This window comes from Paenibacillus sp. FSL K6-1122 (assembly GCF_037977015.1).
Classification (GTDB): domain Bacteria; phylum Bacillota; class Bacilli; order Paenibacillales; family Paenibacillaceae; genus Paenibacillus; species Paenibacillus amylolyticus.
Window position 1 is genome coordinate 6,947,808 of record NZ_CP150272.1, and the last position, 22,926, is coordinate 6,970,733.

The following is a 22,926-nucleotide window of genomic DNA, read 5'->3' on the forward strand; positions in this document are numbered from 1 at the left end:
TCTTTAATGATTGGGAATTTTTGAGTATAATCAGCTTTATATTTATTCTGTACAAAATTGATTGTACACTCGTATTGAAAATTCTAATTCCGGCTTATGTTAAAATTGGAGCAAGTCATGTAAAATATGAGGCAGCTAGTGGGAACGCTATCATAAACCAGAGGTGACATTGTGGGAAAAGAAACCGCCGGGAACCCGAATCATTCTTCGTTACCTGATCGGCATGCGCTGAGGGAGAGAGTCATTGAGGCCATCGCCAATACGATGGATCTATATGGGGTTAATCATACGTTTGGCAAATTATACGGCATCATGTATTTTGAGGATCGACCGATGACACTTGAAGAGATGAAAAACTCGATGAATATGAGCAAGAGCAACATGAGCTATGCGGTTCGTTCGCTTACAGAATCACAGATGATCTATAAACTGGAGGAAAAGAAGGAGCGCCAGGATCAATATCTGGCTGAGACCGACTTTTATCGTACGTTCCAGAATTTCTTCGGGGCCAAGCTCCAACGGGAAGTAGATGTCATGTTAGAAGGCATTCGTGAGGTCATTCCTGACCTGTCGGCAATGATCCTTTCGGAACATACCTCTTCTGAAGATCGAGATGATGCACTGCGTGATCTGCACAAACTCCAACATGCGGAGCAATACTACGTCTGGTTACAAGGATTCGTGGATCAGTTGCGGGATGGTAAGTTTTACGAGAATGCTTCACACACGCCCGATAAAGAGTAGTACAACTGCGTAAACAGAATAACTAATGGGTGATCAAGCGCTAACCAACCTAGACCAATGTTAAGTCACACTAAAGCGCAAAAAGGAGCTGTTCCTAGCCAATGTATGGCTTTTGGAACAGCTCTTTTTTTATTCTATCTATTGTATCGTCATATCCTATCCGTCATTAGGGGTTCTCTTTTCCATATGCTACTGCGTTAATGACCCCTTTTTTCTTTTAAAAATATTACTTTTGCGCTGCGGCTTCGATATCTGCATATGCCCAGTGTGTTGCTGGTACATCTCTGAACGTTGGCGTAACTTCGCCAGTTAGTGGTGTGCGGTTGAACAATACATTCAGCACTTTCACCGCTTCAGCACGGGTCAGCTTACTGTCCGGTTTGAATGTACCATCGTTGTAACCAACCATCAGGCCAGCCGATTGCACGTATGCAATCGCATCTGTTGCCCACAGGTCTGCGGATACGTCTGTGAAGGAAACTGCTGGACCATTCACGGTTGTTGCACTCGCTTGTTGCTGCGTCCAGCGATACGCAATCGTTGCCATCTGTGCACGGGTGATCGAGCCTTCCGGTGCAAATTGGGTGTTACTCATGCCGTTCATGATGCCAGCGGATTGCGCTTTTTGAATCTCACTTGTTGCCCAGTGTGTTGCAGATACATCCTTGTAGCTCACGCTATTCACGGAACCTGCTGCCGCTTCAGTTGGAAGATTGCGAGCTAGCATGGCTGCCATCTGTGCACGTGTTACGAATGCATCCGGGCGGAAATCCGCACCAAATCCTTGGATGTACGGTTGATGTGTACTTTGTGAAGCTTTCAGTCCATCCACAACAACGAGGGTGAACGTACTGAATTTTGTTACGGTAAATTCGATGCCTTCGCTGTTATCCGCGAGTTGCACCAATTTGCCTTGAATCAATTCTTTTGTGCCGTCACTGTGTTCGATATAGATCGCTAGGTTGTCCAATGCTTGCTGACGAGCAGCCGGATCGGTTGGCAGACTATCACGCAATGGCAACGTGAGTGTCACTTCGCGGCTCTGCATATTCGTGTCGATCTCTACCGGACGAGCCAGTACGCGCACATTCGTATTCGGAGCAACTTGTTGAATCAACTGTTCTTTCTTCGCACGTTCTTCAACTTCTTTGCGCTCCGATTCCTTTTTCAGGGGAACCACACGGAAGTACAAGTCTTGATCGAATCCGGCGATGGAATTCGTCGGAACGGAGATCACTACATTTTCAGTGGAGATTTCAAGTTTCAGTGAACCATCATTCAGTTCTTTTACCGTTGCTTTAGGCAGTTCAATACGTGTCTCGGACACGGAATCTTTGGTATCTGGAATAACAATGCGTGCGGTGTTCATGTTCAATTGTTTCGCTTTTTCTACCGATTCCTTGGCAATGGCTTCGGTCATTTTCACCAGATCTTTGATCGTGCCGTTGGTTTCGGTTGTACGTGTGATTGGCGTTTTGGTCAAATTGGTACCGTTTGTTCCATTAACGTCAACCACGATCTGCTCTTGTTTCGTTGTTGGAGCAGGTGTAGACGTTACTGGTGAAGTTGTTACAGGCGCCGTAGATCCGCCGCCACCACCAGTGTTTCCGCCCGGGTTAGGCGTTGGAGTATTGCCATTATCTGTGCTGCTATCACCATTCTGTGTAAAGACAAACTTCACGGCGCGGCCTGGCAGTTCATCGCTGATTGCTTTGTAACGAACCCATATCGTTTTGTTGCCGCTAAGGTCCATTTTTTGAATGAAGGCAACATCAATCCAGTGCAGCTTATTGTCAAAGGAAATCTCCATCGTGCTGTCCAAGCCCGTTAGGGTGTTATTGATGTCATTCCCCTTCACATTAGGAGCCGTAAAGAATCGATTAAATACATTTTGTAGATTCCCAACATCCTCGTAACTGTCTTGTTCATTTAGGACCCATTCAGCCAATTCCTTCTGGCCTTCAGGACTAAGTTCTGCTCTTTTGGATAAATCAAGAGCGCCTCTAAGATTAAATTTGTACTTGCTGAAGAACGCTTCACCTTTAATCTGATCTTTCATTGCCTTATCAAGCCATTGATCCATTCGCGGTATAGAGGTAGCTTGCTCAAATGAATCGATAGGCATAGAGAGGAGATTCAGGACAATATCAGGATCAACAATATCCCCTTTAGACACTCCTTCCAACCTTTCGAATGCAACTAGATGCAAGTAATTGAATGCCAGTACACCTTTATCTACTTTGCTACGTTCCAAATGTTGTTGTCCAAGGCTGCGTAACACATATGTCTGTTGGTCATTAAAGTGATTAGGTCCATTTACTAATTGCTGAGCGAGCAGATCCAGCTTATTCCTAAGAACACTGAGTTCCCTCTGCTCCCAAACAGATTGTGCCAATACACCAAGTTCAATCATATATTGGACCTGTTCTTTGTTTTTGTAATCTTTATTTACATAGTCGATCAGGAATCCCGCAATGAAATCTCTAACCTGCAAAGACAAAGCACCGTATCCGTTAGGAAGAGTGATACCCAGATCTGGATCTTCCATAGCCATTCGCATAGCCGCTATATTACTGTTGCTCTTTGCAGTATTTAAGACACTCAATGGATCGCTTTCGTTATCATCCGGGAAAAATTTATTAAATGCAGTCTGGATTTCTTCAAAACTTGCATATCCACCAAGTGGTCTTTCACTAAGCATATATTCTGCCAATTCTTGTTGTTCTTCGGAAGTAAGATCATTCAATTTGCTAACATCCAAAGGGAATTTTCCAAGTGGTTTTTCTTGGTTTTCTTCTTTGGAATTATACGATTCAATATCTTCTTGAATTTCTAACATATTTATTAACTTGTTCACCATCTCTTCTACTGTTGTTACCTTGTTAATAAAAGGGGTGTCTTCCAATGCAGATTTTGTATAATCGAGTATTTGTGAAATATCAAGATTTCTGGTGAGTTTACCCTCATATCTGAAAGCTGCCATACGTCTTTCAATTTCAGAGGAATCAAGATAATAGTGGATACGTTCATAGTACTCATTATCTTCTTCCTGGTTATGAAATTGTAGCTGTAGTCTCTCTGCTTGTTTATTAAAAAATGCATCAAGGACTTCTCTGGAGTCAAGTCCACCAATTTCTCGAGGAAGATTCCGAGCTTGCAAGGCTAATTGCACTACATATTGGACTTGTTCCTTACTCTCATATCTACTAGATGCTGGTGGGCTTGACTCCTTTAACATGTACTCTGCAATCTCATATTGCTCATCCTCAGACAACGATTCAAAATCGGGATCAGCTAAGAAGTCTTTGTTACTAAACAGCTCCATTACTTCTGGTATAAAATCGGTGTAATTATCCAAAACTTTTCTCTCTTTAACATAGTTGAATTGCTCCAACGGACTCAGCAGTGTATTCGGATTGAATGATTTCATCTGATAGGAGGCTTCCATATCATCTTGATCTACAACCATCACATTATAATAGAGCGTTTCGCTGGTATCTAAACCTTGAAATATTTTGAAGAACGTATCGTCATTAGATGTTGAACCCAACACCCAATCCTCATCTCCATACTCTAGATTGTCCCTGATCTCTGTCATGTTGTTCAGATTAGAAGTATTAGAAACAAAGACCTGATATTTTAGGTTACGAGTTTCAGTGGTGTCAGAGAAACCAGCGCCCCAACGCACCTCTATGTTATTATCATCAGTAAGCTTGACAGTAATTAATCCATTTTTGCCTGGCACAGGGCTTGAGCCACCTGCACTAACCTTCCCTGCTGGTGCCAACCATGGAGCTATTAACACCATAATGAGCATCAAACTAATTATTTTCCTGTAATTCATGTACTTGATCCTCCCTATCTCATGTTTTTTACATATAAATTCAATCCATCTGATACGTAAGGCCTATTGTAGTGCACTGCGATAAACAGAATCTAAACAAAAAGAGCAAATAAAAGGAAAAAGATCCATCCTGTAGTACAAAAAATAGGATGGATCTCAATTTTTTTCGCCAAAATTCATCATTTTATTTTAAAAAAAGTATTCTTCGGGACCTATATAGCTCCGACTCTTAAATCAAGGTGTACCCGCCATCCACATACAATGTGCTGCCAGTCGTGAACGTATTAGTCATCAGATACATAACTGTATGTGCAATTTCTTCATTGTGCCATCAAGGGTAAAAATAACGCGAACGAAGCGACTTGAACGACAACTATACAATGGAACTTCACAGCAAAAAAGACGAGAGACAGATCACCTGATATCAGGCATATCCGTATCCCGTCTTTGTCACATCACATTCCAATCCGCGATCCGACCCTATACGATCCAGATGGTCACTGACCTAAGAAAGTAACCCCAACTTCAGTACTCTTGCAATATTCTCGGCGGTACGTTCCACATTCTCCGGGCCTTCTCGCAATAGTCGATCCAGATCTGCTGCTCCAGGCGCAATACCAAATATGGCATCGATGCCTTCCGCGTAGAGGGTGTCAATCCCTGCGCCCACACAACCTGCAAGTGCAATCACAGGTTTACCTGCTTCCTTGGCTGCCCGAGCAACACCATAGGGGGTCTTGCCAAATTTCGTTTGGAAGTCGATACCGCCTTCACCCGTAAATACCACATCCGCAGCAATCAACTTTTCACGCAACTCAGTATATTCAATGACAATCTCAATCCCTTTACGTAATACAGCCTGTGTAAAAATCAAAAGTCCTGCGCCCAATCCACCAGCCGCTCCGGCTCCTTGTACATCTCGGATATCTTTGTGTAGCTGCTGTTTCACCACATCTGCATAATGGGACAGATTCGCATCCAGCTGTTCAACCATCTCTGGAGTAGCCCCTTTTTGTGGTCCAAACACCCTTGATGCGCCATACTCCCCACATAGGGGATTGGTCACATCACAGGCCACAATGAACTCCACTTCCTGCAAACGCTCATCCAGACCAGATACATCAATCTGAGCCAGTTGATCCAGAGCCCCGCCCCCACGCGCAAGCGGCTGACCCTGTGCATCCAGAAACTTCGCACCAAGTGCTTCAGCCATGCCAGCCCCACCGTCGTTGGTCGCGCTACCACCAATGCCAATGATGATCTTACGTATGCCAAGGTTCAGACATGCGCGAATCAACTCGCCTGTTCCATAGGTTGTCGTCCGGAGTGGGTCCCGGGTCTCCTTGGTAACCAAGTGGATGCCGCTGGCCGATGCCATCTCGATGGCCGCCGTTGTTCCGCCACCCAGAATGCCATACTGTGCAGTGACTGTCTGCCCCAATGGTCCGCTCACCTCGTGCTGGTGAAGGACGCCGCCGGAAGCGTCCACAAGGGACTGCACCGTACCTTCCCCACCATCTGCCATAGGTACATGAATATAGCGTGCCGTCGGATATATTTTACGCAACCCTTTTTCCATTGCCATACATACTTCTTTCGCTGTCATGCTTTCTTTGAACGAATCCGGTGCCAGAACAAATGTCTTCTCTCTAGTCTCTCTCATATCTTAAAGAAGAACACGGTTTTCCATAATATTTTTCATGCTGATATGGGATTTGGAGGGTCCCAGCTTGACCAGTGAATCCTGAAATTCGGCAAGTTCTTCAATGGACGCCGTCTGTACCTTGATCAGGTAGTTATACTCACCGCTAATCCGATAGACATCCGTGACTTCGATGGCCTGTTCACAGAACTGGACCAACTCGTCGCAATGCTCTGTTTTGAGCAAAATAAACGTTGTGGTTCCACGGTTTAATTGGGCTAGATTATAGATGGTCGAATAGCCCGTTATCACACCTCTCTCCTCCAGTTTCAGAATTCTTTCCTTAACCGAAGGTTGGGACATGTTAATTTCTTTGCTTATCTGTGCAACGGGGATACGCGCATGATGTTGCAACAAGCGCATAATCTGCTGATCGATCTCATCTATTATGTGATCCATTTGTAAGACCTCCGAGTCATGACCTTATTTAATAAGGTTTTCCTGATAAATTAGCTAAAATTATATAGATTTTATTTCATTATATCCTTTGATATTGTATGGTTCCAATGCGATATCAACCCTATAATTTAGACTACAATCTAAAGAAGGAGCGATGTAATGTGAGTGTTATTGGACTTGCACATGTAGCCATTCAGGCTCGTAATTACGAAGATACTCTGGCGTTTTATACAAAAGTATTGGGATTCAAGGTCGGTCACTCCTGGAGTTTGCCTTCCTTCCTCATTACCGAGGCATGTATGCTGATCTCTCCGGATCAGCGCACCTGTATTGAGGTATTTGATCCAAAAGCCGTCATTCCCGCCGAGGGTGAACCTGCCACCTCGCCTGAAGCGGTCCGGCACGGCGCACTGTTACATTTCGCCTTTTACGTGCATGATGTAGAAGATATCTATCAGCGAGCGCTCGCCTATGGAGCCAAGGCCTACGTTGAACCGGATTGGATATCGCTTGGCGAACCTGCACTTCGGGTTAGAAATGCGCTCGTCCACAGTCCGAATGGTGAAGTGATCGAATTCCTTGAAGAGGTTAATTTTGACCGATCCTCATCCTCACCATCATCTATATGAAGTACACAAACAGCCTGTTGCCTCGTCATTCGTGGCAGCAGGCTATTTCATGGTTCGATTTCCTTGGCAAGCATCAGCACACGCACCTACCCTACTCTTGCTCTGCATTCCCCAGCGTATACTCGCTTAATTTCCCTTCATAAACCAGTTGCAATCGTTCACTCTGGCGAAAATCATCCGGTGTCACCAGCGCAGGCAGCTTGTTCCACAGTTTGATTCCCGAACGCTGTAGAATCTCGGCTACAAATTGGGAGCAGAAGTAGGAGTTGCTGAACTCCACCGGTTCCTTGAGTGTAATGCCGATCACGCCGAGCAGATTGTACATATATTTCTGGCGGCTGCGGATGAAGATGTGCAGCACACGTTTCATCTTTTCCACTTCCCGATCCGTCACCTGAAGCTTGTATATGACACATGTCGTATTGGGATACTTGCTGTATGTACCTGTCTGAATATTTTCCTTCACAAACCCGCCATTCAGCGGATTGCTCGGATGCTTGCGGCCGAAGCTGTACAGCTCGGTTAACTCCCGGTCAAATGAGATCGATGCGTGATTATATGGCGCTCGGGTATAGCTCTGAATAACCTTGGTAAACAGCGTTCCTGTATTCGTAAGCAAGATATAGATGGAGCGTTCATCTGTCATAGCAAAATTTCCCCTTATCAAGTTGGCACTATTCCTTCATAATAACATAGGTACCCTACAATGGAATCTTACTTTGAATAAGCAGGTGATCGGTACGTGAGCAGTTCACTCTTTACACTAACGTTAATCTTCACAGCTTTACTTGTGATACATATCGTGTACAAAATTATTGCAAAGCTTCAGCCAAGCAAAGACTATTCAGGCATCGGCCAAAAAATCAAAACCTGGTGGGGTATGTTTGTGATTTTCTGCCTCGCCACCCTTTTTAACCCCATCGTGTCCCTCATCTCCCTCATGGTGCTTGCATTCTTCTCACTCAAAGAATACTTCTCCATGATTCGCAGTACACGCAAAGCCGACCGCAGGCTGTTCCTATGGGCGTATCTGGCGATTCCGGTTCAGTTCTACTGGATCTACATTGGATGGTATGGCATGTTTATCGTGTTTATTCCCCTATATGTGTTCCTAGTGCTGCCCTTGCCCCGCCTGATTAACAAAGGTACGGTCGGGTTCCTGCGCAGTGTCAGCTCCACACAATGGGGACTAATGCTGATGGTGTTTGGGCTGAGCCACCTAGCCTATTTTCCATTTGCCACACCGGAGTACGGGTCCAAGCTGGTGTTGTTCCTGGTAGTGTTAACACAGCTTAATGATGTGGTGCACTATCTGGTCTCTCTCTATCTGGGCAAACGAAAAGTGGTGCCTACCGCCAATCCTTTTGTCACCTGGGAAGGGTTTGCGTGTGCGTTCATTGTAACGACAGCAACGTCTTACTTCATCCATCCTTACCTGACGCCATTTGATTGGAAATTCTCGTTGTTCATCGGGGTGTTGATCAGTTTGGCTGGATTCTTCGGTAGTCTGACGGTGTCTGTACTGAAGCGCGATCTGTTAATTGGAGATGACAACAAGTTCGATTCGCTCAAAAAAAGCTACCTGAGCCGGGTCGACAGCCTGACCTATACCTCTCCGGTTATGTTCCACGTGGTCCGTTATTTCTTTGACTTTATGTAGCAACAGATAGATCGGCGAGCTTGTAATTATATATGTCAAAAAAAGCAGCACACGTGGCTGCTTTTCCTGTTCAATAGGCTCCAGACGGAGCGTTAATGATGCGTATGTTACTTCAACGTAATTTCTTTTTCGGACATGATTTCGTTCCCCTCATCATTTGTGAAGACAAATGTGGCTTTGCCCCGCTCGCCCTTCATCTCATCCGAATAGATAAAGCCGGAGAATTGTCCATTACCGCTAAAGTAAAAGCCATCTTCTCCATTTCCACCATGTTCAATGGCTTCCTGTAGTGAATTCACAATCGTCACCGTGTTAGACGTCCACCGCATCTCCGTTAGTGTATACCCCTTCGGAACCTGTTTAATTCCAAAATCAAAACTGTTACCCTCGCTCGGTTTCTCCGACTGGTCAATGACAATATCAATCTGCTCAGACGGTTCAGTGGATTCCGATTGAGCCGTAGGCTTGCCCTCATCACCACTGGCACTGCCTTGGCTATTGTTATTCTTCGCATCCGCATTCGGTACAGAGTTTTCTCCAGCTTCCTCTACAGGTTGCTTCGATTCCGGATAGGCATGTTCCTGAACCGATTCACCACTAGTGCCACAGGCACTAACGAATAGCGAAATACAGAGCACAGACATGCAAAGTGCAGATTTCTTTATATTTATTTTCATCATCTAATTCTCCCTTCATCTATCTACAGCACGTATATCCAACACACCACTTACTAATCACTACACCATATCGTCCCACATGAAGCTCCATTATATGTAAATGATTAATAAATTCAGTATGTAACTGCACCTCGATGAGTAAAAAAAGAACTCTGTTCATGACGTCATGCACTGTTTAATTTATCGATCGAACCCAGGTAAGACCAACACTTGTCCAATCTGAATGGCGTTATGCTCAATTTTGTTCACTTTCTTGATAGCTTCTACATACACACGAGTGTCCATCTGCTGAGGTTTATGTACCAATGAAATGCCCCACAGTGTATCTCCCTGAGATACAACGATCTGGTCCCCCGACAACAATTGCTCATCTCCGGCAAATGCAGTGAATACAGCACTACACCCTATGATTATAATTAGAGTTATAGTGACGATCTTCATTAGCCAGGTTGGCGTCTTCACAAGCTGCATGAATTGACCTTTAACATACATGGTGCGAGACTCGGACGTTTTGGTATAAACGGATTCATAAATACTTTTGTACGTAGAATATCTCATTCTATTCGACCTCCAGACTTTCATTCCGCTAATCTTTAATTTCATGTTTACCTATGTATTTTTCCTATAACAATGAATGATCAATAACTCGCTTTTTCACTATATAGGTATCTTTGCCTAAGTCACCCTACCCTGATAGGTCTATACTACCAGTTCACTCTAAACAAATTCTGAACAACCGAATTTAAATGTTATATCCGATTCAATTTATCCAATATTCATGCCTGATTTTCGGCGATGCTTGCTGCAACGTTTTTCTATAATAGGTTATAGATAAAGATTCTAATGAGTAAGGACGTGCCCCCATGATTTCTGCTGATCTAAAGGAACAATATTACGAGGCGCTTGTGGCCAAGGATTCGGAATACGAGGGTTTATTCTATGTTGGAGTCCGAACCACAGGTGTGTTCTGTCGTCCCACATGCCCTGCGCGAAAGCCAAAATTCGAAAACTGCGAATTCTATGAGACGGCTCAACAGGCACTTCTGGCCTCTTATCGCCCTTGCCAGCGCTGTCGTCCACTTTCTCACCCTAACCAAGTATCCGATGTCGTTCGCATATTAGTGGAAGCTGTGGAGAAAAATCCGGAGAAACGCTGGAAAGGACAGGATTTCAAGGCCCTCTCCATCGATGAATCCACGGCGCGCCGTCAGTTCAAGAAGCGGTTCGGCATGACCTTTGTCGAATATGCTCGCGCCCGACGCATGGGTCTTGCCCTGAAAAATATTCGCTCCGGCCGCACCGTGATTGATAGCCAATTATCTACTGGATATGAATCAAGCAGCGGCTTCCGCGATGCCTTTTCACGGATCATGGGTGCTGCCCCTACACAAGTCGATGAAGGACATATCCTAAAAGCGTCCTGGATTGACACCCGCCTCGGCCCGATGATGGCTATTGCTGATGAGGAGTCGCTATATTTACTGGAATTTGTGGACCGCAGAGGTCTGGAACGCGAAGTTGAGCGTCTGCGCAAACGAACCAAATCAGCGATTGTACCCGGCACTACAGCTCCCATCCAGTCCATTGAGCGTGAACTAAATGAGTACTTTCAAGGTATTCGGACAGCATTCGACACACCGTTGTTCTGTTTAGGAACACCATTCCAAAAGCGTGTGTGGGACGAGTTGCTGGCCATTCCGGCTGGTGAAACGAGGTCATATCAAGAGATTGCAAATGCACTGGGAAAACCGACTGCTTGCAGAGCTGTGGCACAGGCGAATGGGGCCAATCAGCTTGCGATTGTGATTCCATGTCACCGTGTAATCAATGCCAGTGGTGAACTGGGTGGATATGGCGGGGGATTAACTCGCAAAAACTGGCTTTTGACTCATGAGAAACAAAAACAGGGTAGCTGAAAAACAGAATGAAGTAATGAAGTACGTATCAAATGTCCAAAGGAATGCATGATATAACAAAGGAGAGTCAACATAATATGAGTACCTTAGAAGAAAAAGCAGCGTTGTTCCAACAATACCATGTGAAAGGAAAACCACTTGTTCTGGTCAATGTATGGGATGCCGGAAGCGCACAAGCCATCCAATCCGCTGGAGCAACGGCCATTGCTACCGGAAGCTGGTCCGTTGCTGCGGCCCACGGTGAACGCGATGGTGAAGCCATGCCATTCCATCTGGTGCTTGCCAATCTCGCACGGATTACAGCGAGCGTGGATCTGCCTGTAACGATCGATATAGAGGGAGGGTATGGGAGGTCTGTGTCAGAAGTGAAGCGAAATATCCTGCAAGTCATCGATCATGGTGCTGTAGGAATCAACATTGAAGATCAACTTCCCGCTGGCTTGGGATTGTACACTGTGGAGGAGCAATGCCCAAGATTGTCCGCCGCCCGGGAAGCTGCGCAGCAGGCAGGCATCCCGTTGTTCATTAACGCCCGCACAGATATTTTTCTGCAACATGCACCTGAACACCATAACCACTCTCTCCTGGAGGAAGCACTTATACGTTCGAGCCATTATGCAGATGCAGGAGCCAGTGGTCTGTTTGTACCCGGTTTGCAGGATCACCAACTGATTCAGGAATTGTGTGAGCGTTCACCGCTGCCAATTAACGTCATGGTTACGTCTCCTGAGCCTTCACCAAAACAGCTTGCCACACTGGGTGTAGCGCGTGTAAGTTACGGGCCATATCCATATCTGCAAGTTATGGAACACCTAAAAGAACTAGGGAGAAACATTTTATCGGGAAATTAACAGGAGGGCATGTTATAATCACCTCTATTGAACATTTACAGGAGGCAATTATGCTTAACGTGGAACAAAAGCTAGAAGTGCTACAATCGTATCCCCAACTGCAACGCAAAGATGTTTCTCTCGGTCGAGTTAATTTCCACTACGAGGATAGTGCGTATGATAAAAAAATTGTTGCTCTCCATATTCACCCTAACGGAAACGGATATATCTATGCAGGACTACTGCCTAACTATGAGACCGATGCTAAAGGATTCGTCAATATTCGTGATTACTCCCAAGCAGATCTGCGCACCTTGTTAGATGAAACGATCCAAGCGATGTCTCACAATCCCAACGCAGTTGAATTTAATGAACCAGAACAAGTAAAAGCTGCTGCTCCTACATTGTCTACAACCTCTACGGGTGGCGGAACGTGGATCGATGAAGATGGACATACGCTGACTTTAAAATACGAAGATGACATGTGGTATGTGTATTCCGGTGTTAATCTAGATATGGCTTTTGAAACGCGTAGCGAAGCTGGCGAGTACCTCAAAGACGAAGGATTCAAACCGCAGGCTCAGGCTTAAGGGATGCACCTTCATTTGGAATTGCGTATAAAGATTGTTGAATAGGTAAATCCAATGATTTAGGATGATACAAAAAACACGAGGCGTGTTCGCACTCGTGTTTTCTAATTTCGGAGATTTCGCTTAGATTCCTTGCCCAGTTCCTTTATAACTGTTTCCTGTCAGTCTTTTTTGGATTTCATGGTAAGCGGTGCATTCTTCATCATCGGGTACGTAGACAGAAGTAGCGCACCACCAATACACCCCAGAACGGTGAACAATGTCATGCGATTGATCCTAGCAATCCACAACATAAACTCACCAAGATCGCCCAATGTAATTATCAGCGTAAAGAACAAGCCAACCCCGAAGAACATAATGAAGAAGTTACGCATCCCCAAGCGCATCCAACAAACCGTTGGGAAGACAGAGATTCCCAGTACGAGAAAGCCGCTCATCAGATCGATCCACAGGTAGGATAAAAAATGATATTTGTTTGAATACAACATGCCTGGTTGATAAAGGGTTACGTCAACAATTCCTTTTTCCTGAAGCAGGTGTATGAGGAAATACGCCACATGCAGAATGACCATGGTGCCTGCAACCATCCATACCGAGTTCATATAGAAGGATTTCATGAATTGAATTCGTGTACTGCCCATACCAATCGCAACCGGAAACAGTGTAATCATTCCCCCGATGGCAAACGCACATATCCCTCCGTACATGGGACCAAACAGTTGCGTAGCATACGAGACATCAAATATGAAGCCAATGGCCAGATATACAACGGCGAGCATTAGAGCGATGGATGAAAATATGCTCAGAAACAAACGCATATCATCGCGAATCAGTCGGTTCGTACCTTTTACTGCGTTCATGGTTTAACCCCCTCTTGATTACGGGTCCTGTTAACCAAATAATCTTGTAATGTCGCTTTCTCAATGGAAAGCCCCTGTGAATGAGCGATATCCTTCCACATTTTCGAGTAGGGCTCATCAATCATCACTTTTACAGTTGATCCCATCTGGGAAGACTCTATAACTTTAACACCTGCTGTAACTCGGTTAATATCATCAATTCCCCCTGTTAGAAGAACTCCTTTTTCGCGTATCTCTTCCATCGGTTGATTTAACAACACCTCTCCGGCTTGCAAAACGATAAGGGACTCACATAAAGGCTGAATCTCCTCAATATGGTGGCTGGATATGAGAATCAGACGCGGGTTATCTTCATAACTTTCCAGTAGCGCATTATAGAAGAATTTACGCTTCTCAGCATCGAGTCCATTGGTGGGCTCATCCAGAATGGTTATCTTTGCATTACTGGCAAGACCCAATATAATCTGGGCAGCAGTCTTCATGCCTTTCGAAAATTTAATGATCTTTTTCTTCGTCGGTAGTTCGAACACATCGATTAAACGTTCCGCCAAATCCTGATTCCACTGCGGATGAAAATATTGTCCCATTTGAACCATGTCACTAACTGTCCAATTTTTCCCCAGGGGATGATTCTCCTGGATGTAACACAGATGCTCTTGGGCAGCCAGATTATTATAGGGGTCTTGACCCATGATCTGAACGGTTCCACTGTCCGGGCGGTTATGCCCTGCAAGTAAACTCATCATGGTTGTTTTACCCGCTCCATTTCTTCCCCAGATTGCACTAATGATTGGCTCACTCTCATGTAGCGTAACCTGGTTCAGAACGGGCGTCTTCTGGTAGCTGTAGTTGACCTGCTCCATATGAATCATAACTCACTCTCCTTATCCTTCTTGCCACGAATCAGATCAATGATCATGTCTTCATTCATGTGAATCCGTCTGGCTTCTTCAAGTAAAGGCTTGATGTATTCTTCATAAAAATCTTGCTTCCGTTCAACGAGCAATGCTTCTCTTGCTCCCTTTGCAACAAACATTCCAACACCTCGCTGTTTGTATATAATCCCCTTGTCTACGAGCTCCTGCAGTCCTTTGCGGGCTGTAGCCGGATTAATATTGTAGAAGCGTGACAGTTCATTGGTTGAGGGAACCTGTTCTTCCACCTTCAATCTGCCTTCCACAATATCGTCCATAATCATTGTGGCAATCTGATGAAAAATAGGCTGAGATTCATCCAAAGTCGATTTCATGTGCTTCCAACTTTCATACGTATTCATTAGTCAGTTAGTCGGTTAGTTACTCATGTAACTAACTATAGTATACAAAGACGCAAATGTAAATAGGCGAACTTAATTCATTGCCTTTCCTACCTTGGCTCTGTTGTATTGATTAATAAGCCCGTCCAGGACTACGGATTGCTGGATCACTTCCGGATGAAGCAGACTACCGTATTCCATATGCATGCGATATAACAACTGTCTGGCATCTTCGATCCGTGATATCAAATCCAGGCGATCCATAGTATCCCTCCTTTTTGTCATATTTTAGTGTATTATGCCAATCAAAAGCGCATGTGAGATACGACATACTTATTCTTCCACTTTGATACACAAAAAAAAGAACGCTTCTGAATAAATCAGAAGCGTTCTTTACTTTCATTAAGTTCCAAATCCATGATCAGCGGGTCTCATAATTTCGGGGTTCGGGATTTCCTTGCCTGGGACAGGTTCCGTAGCAGGGGCTACGATGAATACAACGATACTACAGGTAGCTATCAGCAAAGCCAACTTTCTCTTCATTGAGTTTCTGCACCTCACTAATTATCATTTTGTATTGCTTTTTCGCCGTCTCAGATGCAAATTCCCGATATTGCTCGAACAGTCCGACACCTCTAAGCATACCTCGTCCACTGCTAATTTCAATAGAAAATTTTAAACTATCTAGCACAAATTCTATACCTAAATGAAACTCGTCTTTCTTTAAATAATATGCACCTAAATCTGCTAAAAGTCTTAAATATCGATCATCCGTAACCTGACTGCTCACTTTGCCAATTCGGTTACTCTGTTCCTGATAAGTGAAGTACGATTCATACTGTTTGAGAACATGATCAATATCCTTATCATAACGATTAGCCGCTGTTACAATATCACACAGCGCTGGGAATATCTCATTTTCCTTCGTTGAGATATACGCCAGATAATCAGGTAATACCTCAAACTGTCCACCCATTAAATGATATATATATCGATTAGCTTCAGCCCATTCTTGAAACTGATTCATAACAACGATTTCATCTTTATCCGGGTTCCTCACCCAGCGATTATCCGAATATAAAGAAACATATTTAAGTGCCTCAGTGTAGTCCTTCAATTGATAACAGGCACTTCCTGCAGCTAGATCGGAGTACAGAATATAGAAGACAATTGGTCTTTTGGTCTCTTCTTGTTTCCTTCTGCCATTCATCTCATAATGGATGGACGCTTTTACTTTCAATTTTTCAGATAACTCCTGAACCTTGTTCCATCTATGCAGTGCTCCAAATGCATTAATTAGTTCGTTAAGCGCATCCAATTGATAGCGCTCATCCAGCCGATCCACATAATATTCGAACCGGGCTGCGATAATCAGATTCCGCTGCTGATCATTGGTCAGTCCCAACCGGAACAGTCGATACTGACAGAGTGCAAGCCGCTCGGAATGTTGCATTTTCTCGCTTTCAGCAATGTTTTCATATAGAAGAATGGCTGGTTTGAATTTACCCGCTTGGTAGAACTCTTCAGCCACATCAAATAACAAAGGAATATAGGATAGATTATCCATCATCAGACGAATAACCTCTTCAATACAGTCCAACTTGTCCAACTCGGCACAGCGATGAAGGAAGGGTCCCAGTCTTCGCCAGTCCGGGGTCGCGTGTACAAAACACTCGTCTATGTATAACTCATAGAAGTAACCTTCTTCCAGTCTCATGGCGGAAGTAATGCGATCCAACTGCTGCATGGCAATAGGCCGATTTTTATTCAAAATATTGCTGAGCGTACCCGAATTAATCCCTGACGTTTCCGAAAAATGACTAATGGACATCTGCTCACGCTTCAGATAACTTTCCAAGTGATCGCGTATCGTGGTTGTCGACTCCAAACGAACACCACCCTCCAAAATAAAAAACATAAACGGGATTATCGGTATGCAAAAGTAATTATATGTAATTAGAAAGTATCGGTCAATATAATAATTTCAACTAATTTGTATTAAAACCATTTTAATCCTTTTATAAAACGGACAATCCTATCCTTATTTTATATCGGAAACACGCCTGACATCAAACCTGAAAATAGACAAAAAACACGAGCCATCTACGGGCTCGTGTTCTCAACTGACTCAGCAGTCAGAATGCTCACTATAACTTGAATTTAAGGGAGTATATTGCCTGCCGCACGGTAAATTTCATACCACTCTGGACGCGTAAGATGAACATTTCCTGCTTTTACACAGTCTTGCAGACGTTCAATATTCATCGTGCCTGTCACAGGTTGCATCTGTGCAGGGTGACGAAGCAACCAGGCGATTGCAATCGTTGTATTGCTCACGTCATACTTCGCAGCAATCTCGTCGATCTTTGCATTCAACTCCGGGAACTTGTCGCTACCCAGGAATACACCTTCGAAGAATCCGTACTGGAACGGGGACCACGGCTGAATGGTGATATCATGCAGACGACAGTAATCAAGAATGCTACCGTCACGGTTAACCGCGGCATCGTTCTCCATGTTCACGTTGATGCCACTGTCAATCATCGTCGTATTGGTAATACTCATCTGCAACTGATTGGCTACCAGTGGCTGTTTCACGTATTTTTTCAACAATTCGATCTGGTTCGGATTCTGGTTGGATACCCCGAAGTGACGCACTTTACCTTCGCGCTCCAGTTGATCAAAGGCTTCAGCCACTTCCTCCGGCTCAACCAATGCATCTGGACGGTGCAGCAGCAGAACGTCAAGATATTCCGTCTTCAGACGTTGCAGGATGCCATCGACTGAATTCAGGATGTGCTCTTTGGAGAAATCAAACATGCCTTTGCGGATACCGCATTTGGATTGAAGAATCATATTTTCACGAACTTGGGGATTCATCTGTACCGCTTCGGCGAAGATCTCCTCACATGTTCCTGTACCATAAATGTCGGCATGGTCAAAGAAATTCGCGCCAACCTCCATTGCAGAACGAACAAAATGTTCGGCTTCCTTACCGTCTAGTGAATTAATCCGCATGCAGCCCACCGCGACTACAGGTACTTCTAGTGCGCTGCTGCCCAATTTAATGGTTCTCAAGATGTTTTCCCTCCATATTCGAATATTATCGTGTATCTTACCTTTGATTGTGACATATATCTGCAATCGGTTTCAATAGCTTTATCCTACATTCATATGGAGAAATGATAGGTTCTTCATTCCAGCCTATAGATCCCAAAGAATAAGTTATACTTCTTCCGGTATGATAACCTCAATATGCCTTGGCAGGACACGGATGTGAATCGGCAGGGCAGGACCTTCTTCCCCATCTACATTGGTGCGAATGGCTTCTTCTGAGCGAACATGAACTTCTTTGGCTGTAAAATAGTCCACATCCTTATGGTCCTTCAGATTGCCAAAAAACAGGGAAGTACCTAGTGTGAGGCTGTTGAACACACTGATGTTACGAACAACAAAACAATGTATCAGACCATCATCCACCTCAGCATCCGGGGACAACTTCTGGAATCCTCCAACCGAATTGGTCAGCGCCGCCAGAAAAAGGGGAGATTCTCCTTCCCAGATCTGTCCGTCATATTCGATGGTTAGATGATTGGCTGGTGTATTCACCAGGTCTTTCAAGCCTTCTTTGAGATATGCGAATGATCCCAACTTCGACTTCTCTTCCGAGGATACGGAGAACAGAGCTTCTGCCAAAGAACCTGCAGCCACAACGTTGGCAAACAGGCGATCATTGATTTTCCCCAGATCCACGATATGGGTCTGATTCGAACGTAACTGCCTAATGGCCTCCTCCGGGTCAAGCGAGATATTCAGCGCACGCGCAAAATCATTCACCGTACCTAGCGGTACCACGCCCAGTCGGGGACGATGATCCTGATCCATCATGCCGTTAATCGTCTCATGCAGTGTACCGTCGCCCCCGATGGAGATGACCAGATCACAGCCGTCTTTGCAAGCGCTCAGACAGTAGTTGGTGGCATCACCTTCCCCGGCCGTCTCATTAACAACCACCTCGTACTGCTGTGACTCCAGAATTTCTCTGACTTGGGACACATACTGCTCGGCCTCTTCCTTACCTGACGATGGATTACTAATGATCATGGCTTGGCGCATACTCACATCTTCCCCTCCAAAATGGCATCTTTACTTCATCTTTACCCGTTTCAAGGGTGGGTTGAATAGGGTCTGCGGGAGATGTTCTATTTTTTTTGATAAACATGTCTCTGAAGAGTGCAGAGCAGGGTTTGTTTCATATAGAATAGAAGTAGAGAAATAGCCATTACGAAATTCCTTGTTCCTTTTTCCCGTTGACGGGTTAATAACTATAGATGTGCTTTGAGCCGAACCTGCATATGTTAAACTCTTCAATTCACACTGAACACTCCCGTGGGCAGAACAACCTTCCGGTTGCTGTTATCGTGTAGATACTATACTTAACTAACTCAATCTGTTCGGATTATTTTATAATTCTAAAAATCGGAGGGAATGCATGCAATGAGAAGAATGACGCTATTATTTCTAGTATTCATCCTGAGTCTCGGGGCATCGGGGCAAGCCATGGCTTACACAACTACAGACTTGGGCGAGGAAATCATTGAAGATCCCGCATTGGAGGACGGACTGAAGTTAATCCTGAACAAACCTCTGGATGTGCCATTAACTTCAACGGATCTGGAGCAGCTTGAGGTGGTAGATCTGAGCAATGCAGGTATTCACAGCCTGACCGGTCTCGAATATGCAACCAACCTGACACACCTCCGATTATATGGGAATGAGATTGAGGATCTCACACCGCTGGCGCACCTAACCCAGCTTCGCGAGATCGATGTTCGCAATAATTACATTACATCCATAGACGCACTTACTGAATTAAAAGACTTGGGACGGCTGTATATCAGCAACAATTCCATTTCTTCCATAGAGGTTGTACGTGGGTTCAACCGATTACATACGTTCCACGCCAGTGGTAACCAGATTGCCAGTATTGCGGCCCTCTCGGATGCGGATGCACTGAAGTGGCTTGAGATTTCGAACAATACCATTAGCGATCTGACACCACTCATGGGTAAAACACGGCTCCAACAACTCAATGTAGCGAATAACCAGATTCAGACGCTGGACGTACTGGCTGAATTGCCAAATACACTGCGGAATCTGAATGTGGCAGGTAATCAAATCACGGATCTGACACCACTGGAGCATATGACACGCCTTCGGACACTTGATATCTCTGGTAACCAAGTACAGCATCTCAAGGGGCTTGAGGAACTGACTGGGCTGACAGAGCTGAATGCAGAGTCCAATCAGATCTATGATCTGGAACCTTTACGGCAACTTTCCAGCCTGGACGTGTTGAAATTATCCAACAACCGGGTGTGGGATCTGACACCGATCGCAGGTTTTACGTTTACCCGTGATCAGTCAGCGACAAATGTTATACAGGATATCTCGGCGTCTACCTCGTTATCCTCGGGTATTCAGACGTCTGTCTCAGAGGTTGAGCCTGCCGGACTCACGGTGCAGAACAATTATCTGGATGTTGTGAGTGGCAGTCATACTATGCAGCTTCTGAATCGGATGAATGTGCGGGAGCAGAAACGAACGCCCCAGGGCAGCTTTCAGCGTCTAATCGAAGGGTCTACCACCGCCTATGTTGGGGATCGTGCTTACGCACTGGATGCTGCACCTTTTATCGATGAAGGCCGGACCTATGTGCCTCTGCGTTTTGTCTCGGAGCAGTTAAACGCCCGTGTGAACTGGAACAGCGGTACGCGCGAAGCTGTGATCACACAGAATGATAAGACCATCCGCTGGAGCGTGGGTAACAAACAAGTTGTCGTGAATGATACACTTGCGATCAATGATGCTCCTCTTCTGATGAAAGATGGTAAAGCTTTTGTACCGGTTCGCTTCATCTCGGAGCAATTCAATACCTCTGTTGGTTACATCGGAAGCAGCAAAACGATTCTGATTTTTGAAAATAAACAGCTTGGTGAGAGTGTACAGCCTTAAGTTGTGTCCCACGTTCATTTACAGCCATAAGAGAATATGAGAAACATAGCGCAAGTCCCCGTCTGAACAATCAGCGGGGATTTTTGTTGTGCCATGACAGTTTTGCTATGACATTGGATAATGGTATATGGACATCGCCAATCTCAAGCAAATACAGCATACCATCTGTCTGTGCGGACATGAACTTGTGACACTCTATCTTGGATTAGGGCAAATTTTACACGGTTTAGCCTATCTTCTTTTGCCGCGGGAGTTGGTATACTGAACTTAATATATAGGACAGCTGAAGTTCAAGCGAGGGGGAAATTCATATGACATTCACATTCACTGGTTATTCAACAACCCAAGGTAACTCATGGAAAGAGTTATCTTATGTATCGACAAATGAAAGCGCTAACTTAAAACTCACGGGTGAAGATCACCAGCTTGTGGAAGGGTTTGGTGGCTGTTTCAACGAGCTTGGTTATATGGCTCTGTCCCACTTAAATGAGGAGCAGCGCCATGAGGTATTCCATTCCCTCTTCCATCCGGAGGGTGAGCACAAGTTTAACATCTGTCGCCTGCCGATCGGCGCAAGTGACTATGCAGAGCAGTGGTACAGCCACAACGAGGTGGACGGCGACGTGGCCATGGAACATTTTTCGATCAAACGTGATTTCAAATATCTGATTCCTTACATCAAGGAAGCTCTGACTTATAACCCGAACCTACAATTCTTCGCCTCGCCATGGAGTCCACCAACGTGGATGAAGTCGCCCAAAGCCTATAACTATGGGACACTGCGCTGGGAGAAAGATATTCTGGAGGCCTACGCCCTGTATTTCGTAAAGTTTGTACAGGCTTACCGTGACGCAGGCATTACGATCCATCAGGTGCATGTGCAGAACGAAGTGATTGCAGATCAGAAATTTCCTTCTTGCATGTGGACAGGCGAGCAGCTTCGTGAGTTTATTGCCGATTATCTGGGCCCGGCTTTTGACAAACACGGTCTGGATACGGAGATCTGGCTGGGAACGATCAACGCCCCTGATCCATGGGAAGAATTAATCAAGAAAAAAACGAATGACTTCGATGAGTACGCCGGGCTTGTCCTGAGTGATCCAAAGGCCTATTCCTATATCAAAGGTGTTGGGTATCAATGGGCAGGTAAAAATGCGATTCAACGTACCTCGGCGAGTTATCCGGAGCTGCGTTATATGCAGACCGAGAACGAATGCGGTGATGGCAACAACTCATGGAACTATGCCAAGTATGTATATAACCTCTACCAGCATTACTTCAGCAACGGAGTGAACGCGTACATCTACTGGAACATGGTTCTCGAACCCAAAGGCCGTAGCACATGGGGCTGGGAGCAGAACTCCATGATGACCGTAGATCCGGACAATAAGGAGGTTACTCGGAACCCCGAGTATTATGTGATGAAACATTTCGCGCATCATATTGTTCCTGGTGCTCGAAGAGTCGGCCTGTCTGGCGCATGGAGCGGGAAATCCGTTGCTTTCCGCAACCCGGATAACAGTCTCGTGATTGTCATCAACAATCCATTCCAGGACCGTCGTGACCTGTATCTAACCCTTGAAGAAGGACAGACCCTACACATGGAGCTGGAAGCCGATTCATTCAACAGCATGGTTATTCAACCGAAATAACTAATCCAACACATCGTTAAAAACGCGGACATCAATAGCGTCAGGCCCCAAGGATTCCCCGGGCCGGCGCTATTATTTTATGGGCCAGACCATGCTTATTGTCAGCATAATTACTCCTGTAGAACACAAGCAGAAGACGACTTAAAGATATGA

General features: G+C 45.0%; 21 protein-coding genes and 1 pseudogene. 8 read left to right on the top strand and 14 right to left on the bottom strand.

The window, feature by feature from the left end; genetic code table 11:
- Window positions 1-171: 171 nt before the first annotated feature.
- Entirely contained in the window at window positions 172-744 is a 573-nt protein-coding gene (locus NSQ20_RS30880) for a transcriptional regulator (RefSeq protein ID WP_076320388.1), read from the top strand.
- A 226-nt stretch (window positions 745-970) separates the two neighbouring features.
- Here NSQ20_RS30880 and NSQ20_RS30885 read toward each other — a convergent pair whose 3' ends face one another.
- The 4 genes and pseudogenes from NSQ20_RS30885 to NSQ20_RS30900 form a co-directional block, all read right to left on the bottom strand.
- Entirely contained in the window at window positions 971-4,588 is a 3,618-nt protein-coding gene (locus NSQ20_RS30885) for an S-layer homology domain-containing protein (protein WP_340031484.1), read from the bottom strand.
- A 229-nt stretch (window positions 4,589-4,817) separates the two neighbouring features.
- A pseudogene (locus NSQ20_RS30890) lies at window positions 4,818-4,913 on the bottom strand (dehydrogenase); the annotation flags it as partial.
- Between the two features lie 180 nt (window positions 4,914-5,093).
- Window positions 5,094-6,251, bottom strand: a complete 1,158-nt coding sequence (locus tag NSQ20_RS30895) for a glycerate kinase (protein WP_340031485.1) — start codon at window positions 6,249-6,251, stop codon at window positions 5,094-5,096.
- Window positions 6,252-6,254: 3 nt separating this feature from the next.
- On the bottom strand, window positions 6,255-6,689 hold the full coding sequence (locus tag NSQ20_RS30900; RefSeq protein ID WP_340031486.1) for an Lrp/AsnC family transcriptional regulator: 435 nt from the start codon (window positions 6,687-6,689) through the stop codon (window positions 6,255-6,257).
- Window positions 6,690-6,850: 161 nt separating this feature from the next.
- Here NSQ20_RS30900 and NSQ20_RS30905 point away from each other — a divergent pair, with 161 nt between their 5' ends.
- Entirely contained in the window at window positions 6,851-7,318 is a 468-nt protein-coding gene (locus tag NSQ20_RS30905) for a VOC family protein (RefSeq protein WP_340031487.1), read from the top strand.
- Window positions 7,319-7,409: 91 nt separating this feature from the next.
- Here NSQ20_RS30905 and NSQ20_RS30910 read toward each other — a convergent pair whose 3' ends face one another.
- Window positions 7,410-7,964: a hypothetical protein gene (locus NSQ20_RS30910; protein WP_076252008.1), complete on the bottom strand. Its 555-nt coding sequence runs from the start codon at window positions 7,962-7,964 to the stop codon at window positions 7,410-7,412.
- 96 nt (window positions 7,965-8,060) lie between these two features.
- Here NSQ20_RS30910 and NSQ20_RS30915 point away from each other — a divergent pair, with 96 nt between their 5' ends.
- Window positions 8,061-8,978 (top strand): phosphatidate cytidylyltransferase, encoded by a 918-nt coding sequence (locus NSQ20_RS30915; RefSeq protein WP_076213755.1) that lies wholly within the window; start codon window positions 8,061-8,063, stop codon window positions 8,976-8,978.
- A gap of 107 nt (window positions 8,979-9,085) precedes the next feature.
- Here the strand turns inward: NSQ20_RS30915 and NSQ20_RS30920 are convergent, their stop codons facing one another.
- Complete coding sequence (locus tag NSQ20_RS30920) at window positions 9,086-9,658, bottom strand: hypothetical protein (protein ID WP_340028054.1); 573 nt, start codon at window positions 9,656-9,658, stop codon at window positions 9,086-9,088.
- A gap of 177 nt (window positions 9,659-9,835) precedes the next feature.
- Window positions 9,836-10,213, bottom strand: coding sequence for a LysM peptidoglycan-binding domain-containing protein (locus NSQ20_RS30925; RefSeq protein WP_338707360.1), 378 nt, complete (start codon window positions 10,211-10,213; stop codon window positions 9,836-9,838).
- Between the two features lie 305 nt (window positions 10,214-10,518).
- Between NSQ20_RS30925 and NSQ20_RS30930 the strand changes: the two genes are divergently transcribed.
- From NSQ20_RS30930 to NSQ20_RS30940, 3 genes are all read left to right on the top strand, one after another.
- Window positions 10,519-11,571, top strand: a complete 1,053-nt coding sequence (locus NSQ20_RS30930) for a trifunctional transcriptional activator/DNA repair protein Ada/methylated-DNA--[protein]-cysteine S-methyltransferase (protein ID WP_133386327.1) — start codon at window positions 10,519-10,521, stop codon at window positions 11,569-11,571.
- 77 nt (window positions 11,572-11,648) lie between these two features.
- Window positions 11,649-12,422 (top strand): isocitrate lyase/phosphoenolpyruvate mutase family protein, encoded by a 774-nt coding sequence (locus tag NSQ20_RS30935; RefSeq protein ID WP_036671753.1) that lies wholly within the window; start codon window positions 11,649-11,651, stop codon window positions 12,420-12,422.
- A 50-nt stretch (window positions 12,423-12,472) separates the two neighbouring features.
- Window positions 12,473-12,991, top strand: coding sequence for a hypothetical protein (locus tag NSQ20_RS30940; protein WP_340031488.1), 519 nt, complete (start codon window positions 12,473-12,475; stop codon window positions 12,989-12,991).
- Between the two features lie 161 nt (window positions 12,992-13,152).
- On the opposite strand, the gene NSQ20_RS30945 is transcribed toward NSQ20_RS30940, so the two are convergent.
- The 7 genes from NSQ20_RS30945 to NSQ20_RS30975 all read right to left on the bottom strand — a co-directional run bounded on the left by NSQ20_RS30945 (window position 13,153) and on the right by NSQ20_RS30975 (window position 19,222).
- The gene (locus NSQ20_RS30945) at window positions 13,153-13,851 is read right to left on the bottom strand and encodes a hypothetical protein (RefSeq protein WP_036671757.1); all 699 of its coding nucleotides are present in this window, start codon (window positions 13,849-13,851) and stop codon (window positions 13,153-13,155) included.
- A complete protein-coding gene (locus NSQ20_RS30950) occupies window positions 13,848-14,723 on the bottom strand; it encodes an ABC transporter ATP-binding protein (RefSeq protein ID WP_036671759.1) in 876 nt (291 codons plus the stop codon). Before NSQ20_RS30950 ends, NSQ20_RS30945 begins: the two co-directional genes overlap by 4 nt.
- Window positions 14,720-15,100: a GntR family transcriptional regulator gene (locus NSQ20_RS30955; protein ID WP_036611682.1), complete on the bottom strand. Its 381-nt coding sequence runs from the start codon at window positions 15,098-15,100 to the stop codon at window positions 14,720-14,722. The genes NSQ20_RS30950 and NSQ20_RS30955 overlap by 4 nt, the downstream gene beginning before the upstream one ends.
- A gap of 99 nt (window positions 15,101-15,199) precedes the next feature.
- The gene (locus NSQ20_RS30960; protein WP_017691550.1) at window positions 15,200-15,370 is read right to left on the bottom strand and encodes an aspartyl-phosphate phosphatase Spo0E family protein; all 171 of its coding nucleotides are present in this window, start codon (window positions 15,368-15,370) and stop codon (window positions 15,200-15,202) included.
- Between the two features lie 241 nt (window positions 15,371-15,611).
- Complete coding sequence (locus NSQ20_RS30965; RefSeq protein ID WP_036671761.1) at window positions 15,612-16,994, bottom strand: hypothetical protein; 1,383 nt, start codon at window positions 16,992-16,994, stop codon at window positions 15,612-15,614.
- Between the two features lie 272 nt (window positions 16,995-17,266).
- Window positions 17,267-18,184: an aldo/keto reductase family oxidoreductase gene (locus NSQ20_RS30970; RefSeq protein WP_062836622.1), complete on the bottom strand. Its 918-nt coding sequence runs from the start codon at window positions 18,182-18,184 to the stop codon at window positions 17,267-17,269.
- 147 nt (window positions 18,185-18,331) lie between these two features.
- Window positions 18,332-19,222 carry a diacylglycerol kinase family protein gene (locus NSQ20_RS30975; RefSeq protein ID WP_340033072.1) on the bottom strand — a complete coding sequence of 297 codons (891 nt, stop codon included), beginning with the start codon at window positions 19,220-19,222 and terminating at the stop codon, window positions 18,332-18,334.
- Window positions 19,223-19,603: 381 nt separating this feature from the next.
- Here NSQ20_RS30975 and NSQ20_RS30980 point away from each other — a divergent pair, with 381 nt between their 5' ends.
- Window positions 19,604-21,121, top strand: coding sequence for a leucine-rich repeat domain-containing protein (locus NSQ20_RS30980; protein ID WP_340031489.1), 1,518 nt, complete (start codon window positions 19,604-19,606; stop codon window positions 21,119-21,121).
- A gap of 311 nt (window positions 21,122-21,432) precedes the next feature.
- On the top strand, window positions 21,433-22,773 hold the full coding sequence (locus NSQ20_RS30985; protein ID WP_340031490.1) for a glycoside hydrolase family 30 protein: 1,341 nt from the start codon (window positions 21,433-21,435) through the stop codon (window positions 22,771-22,773).
- Window positions 22,774-22,926 lie beyond the last annotated feature (153 nt).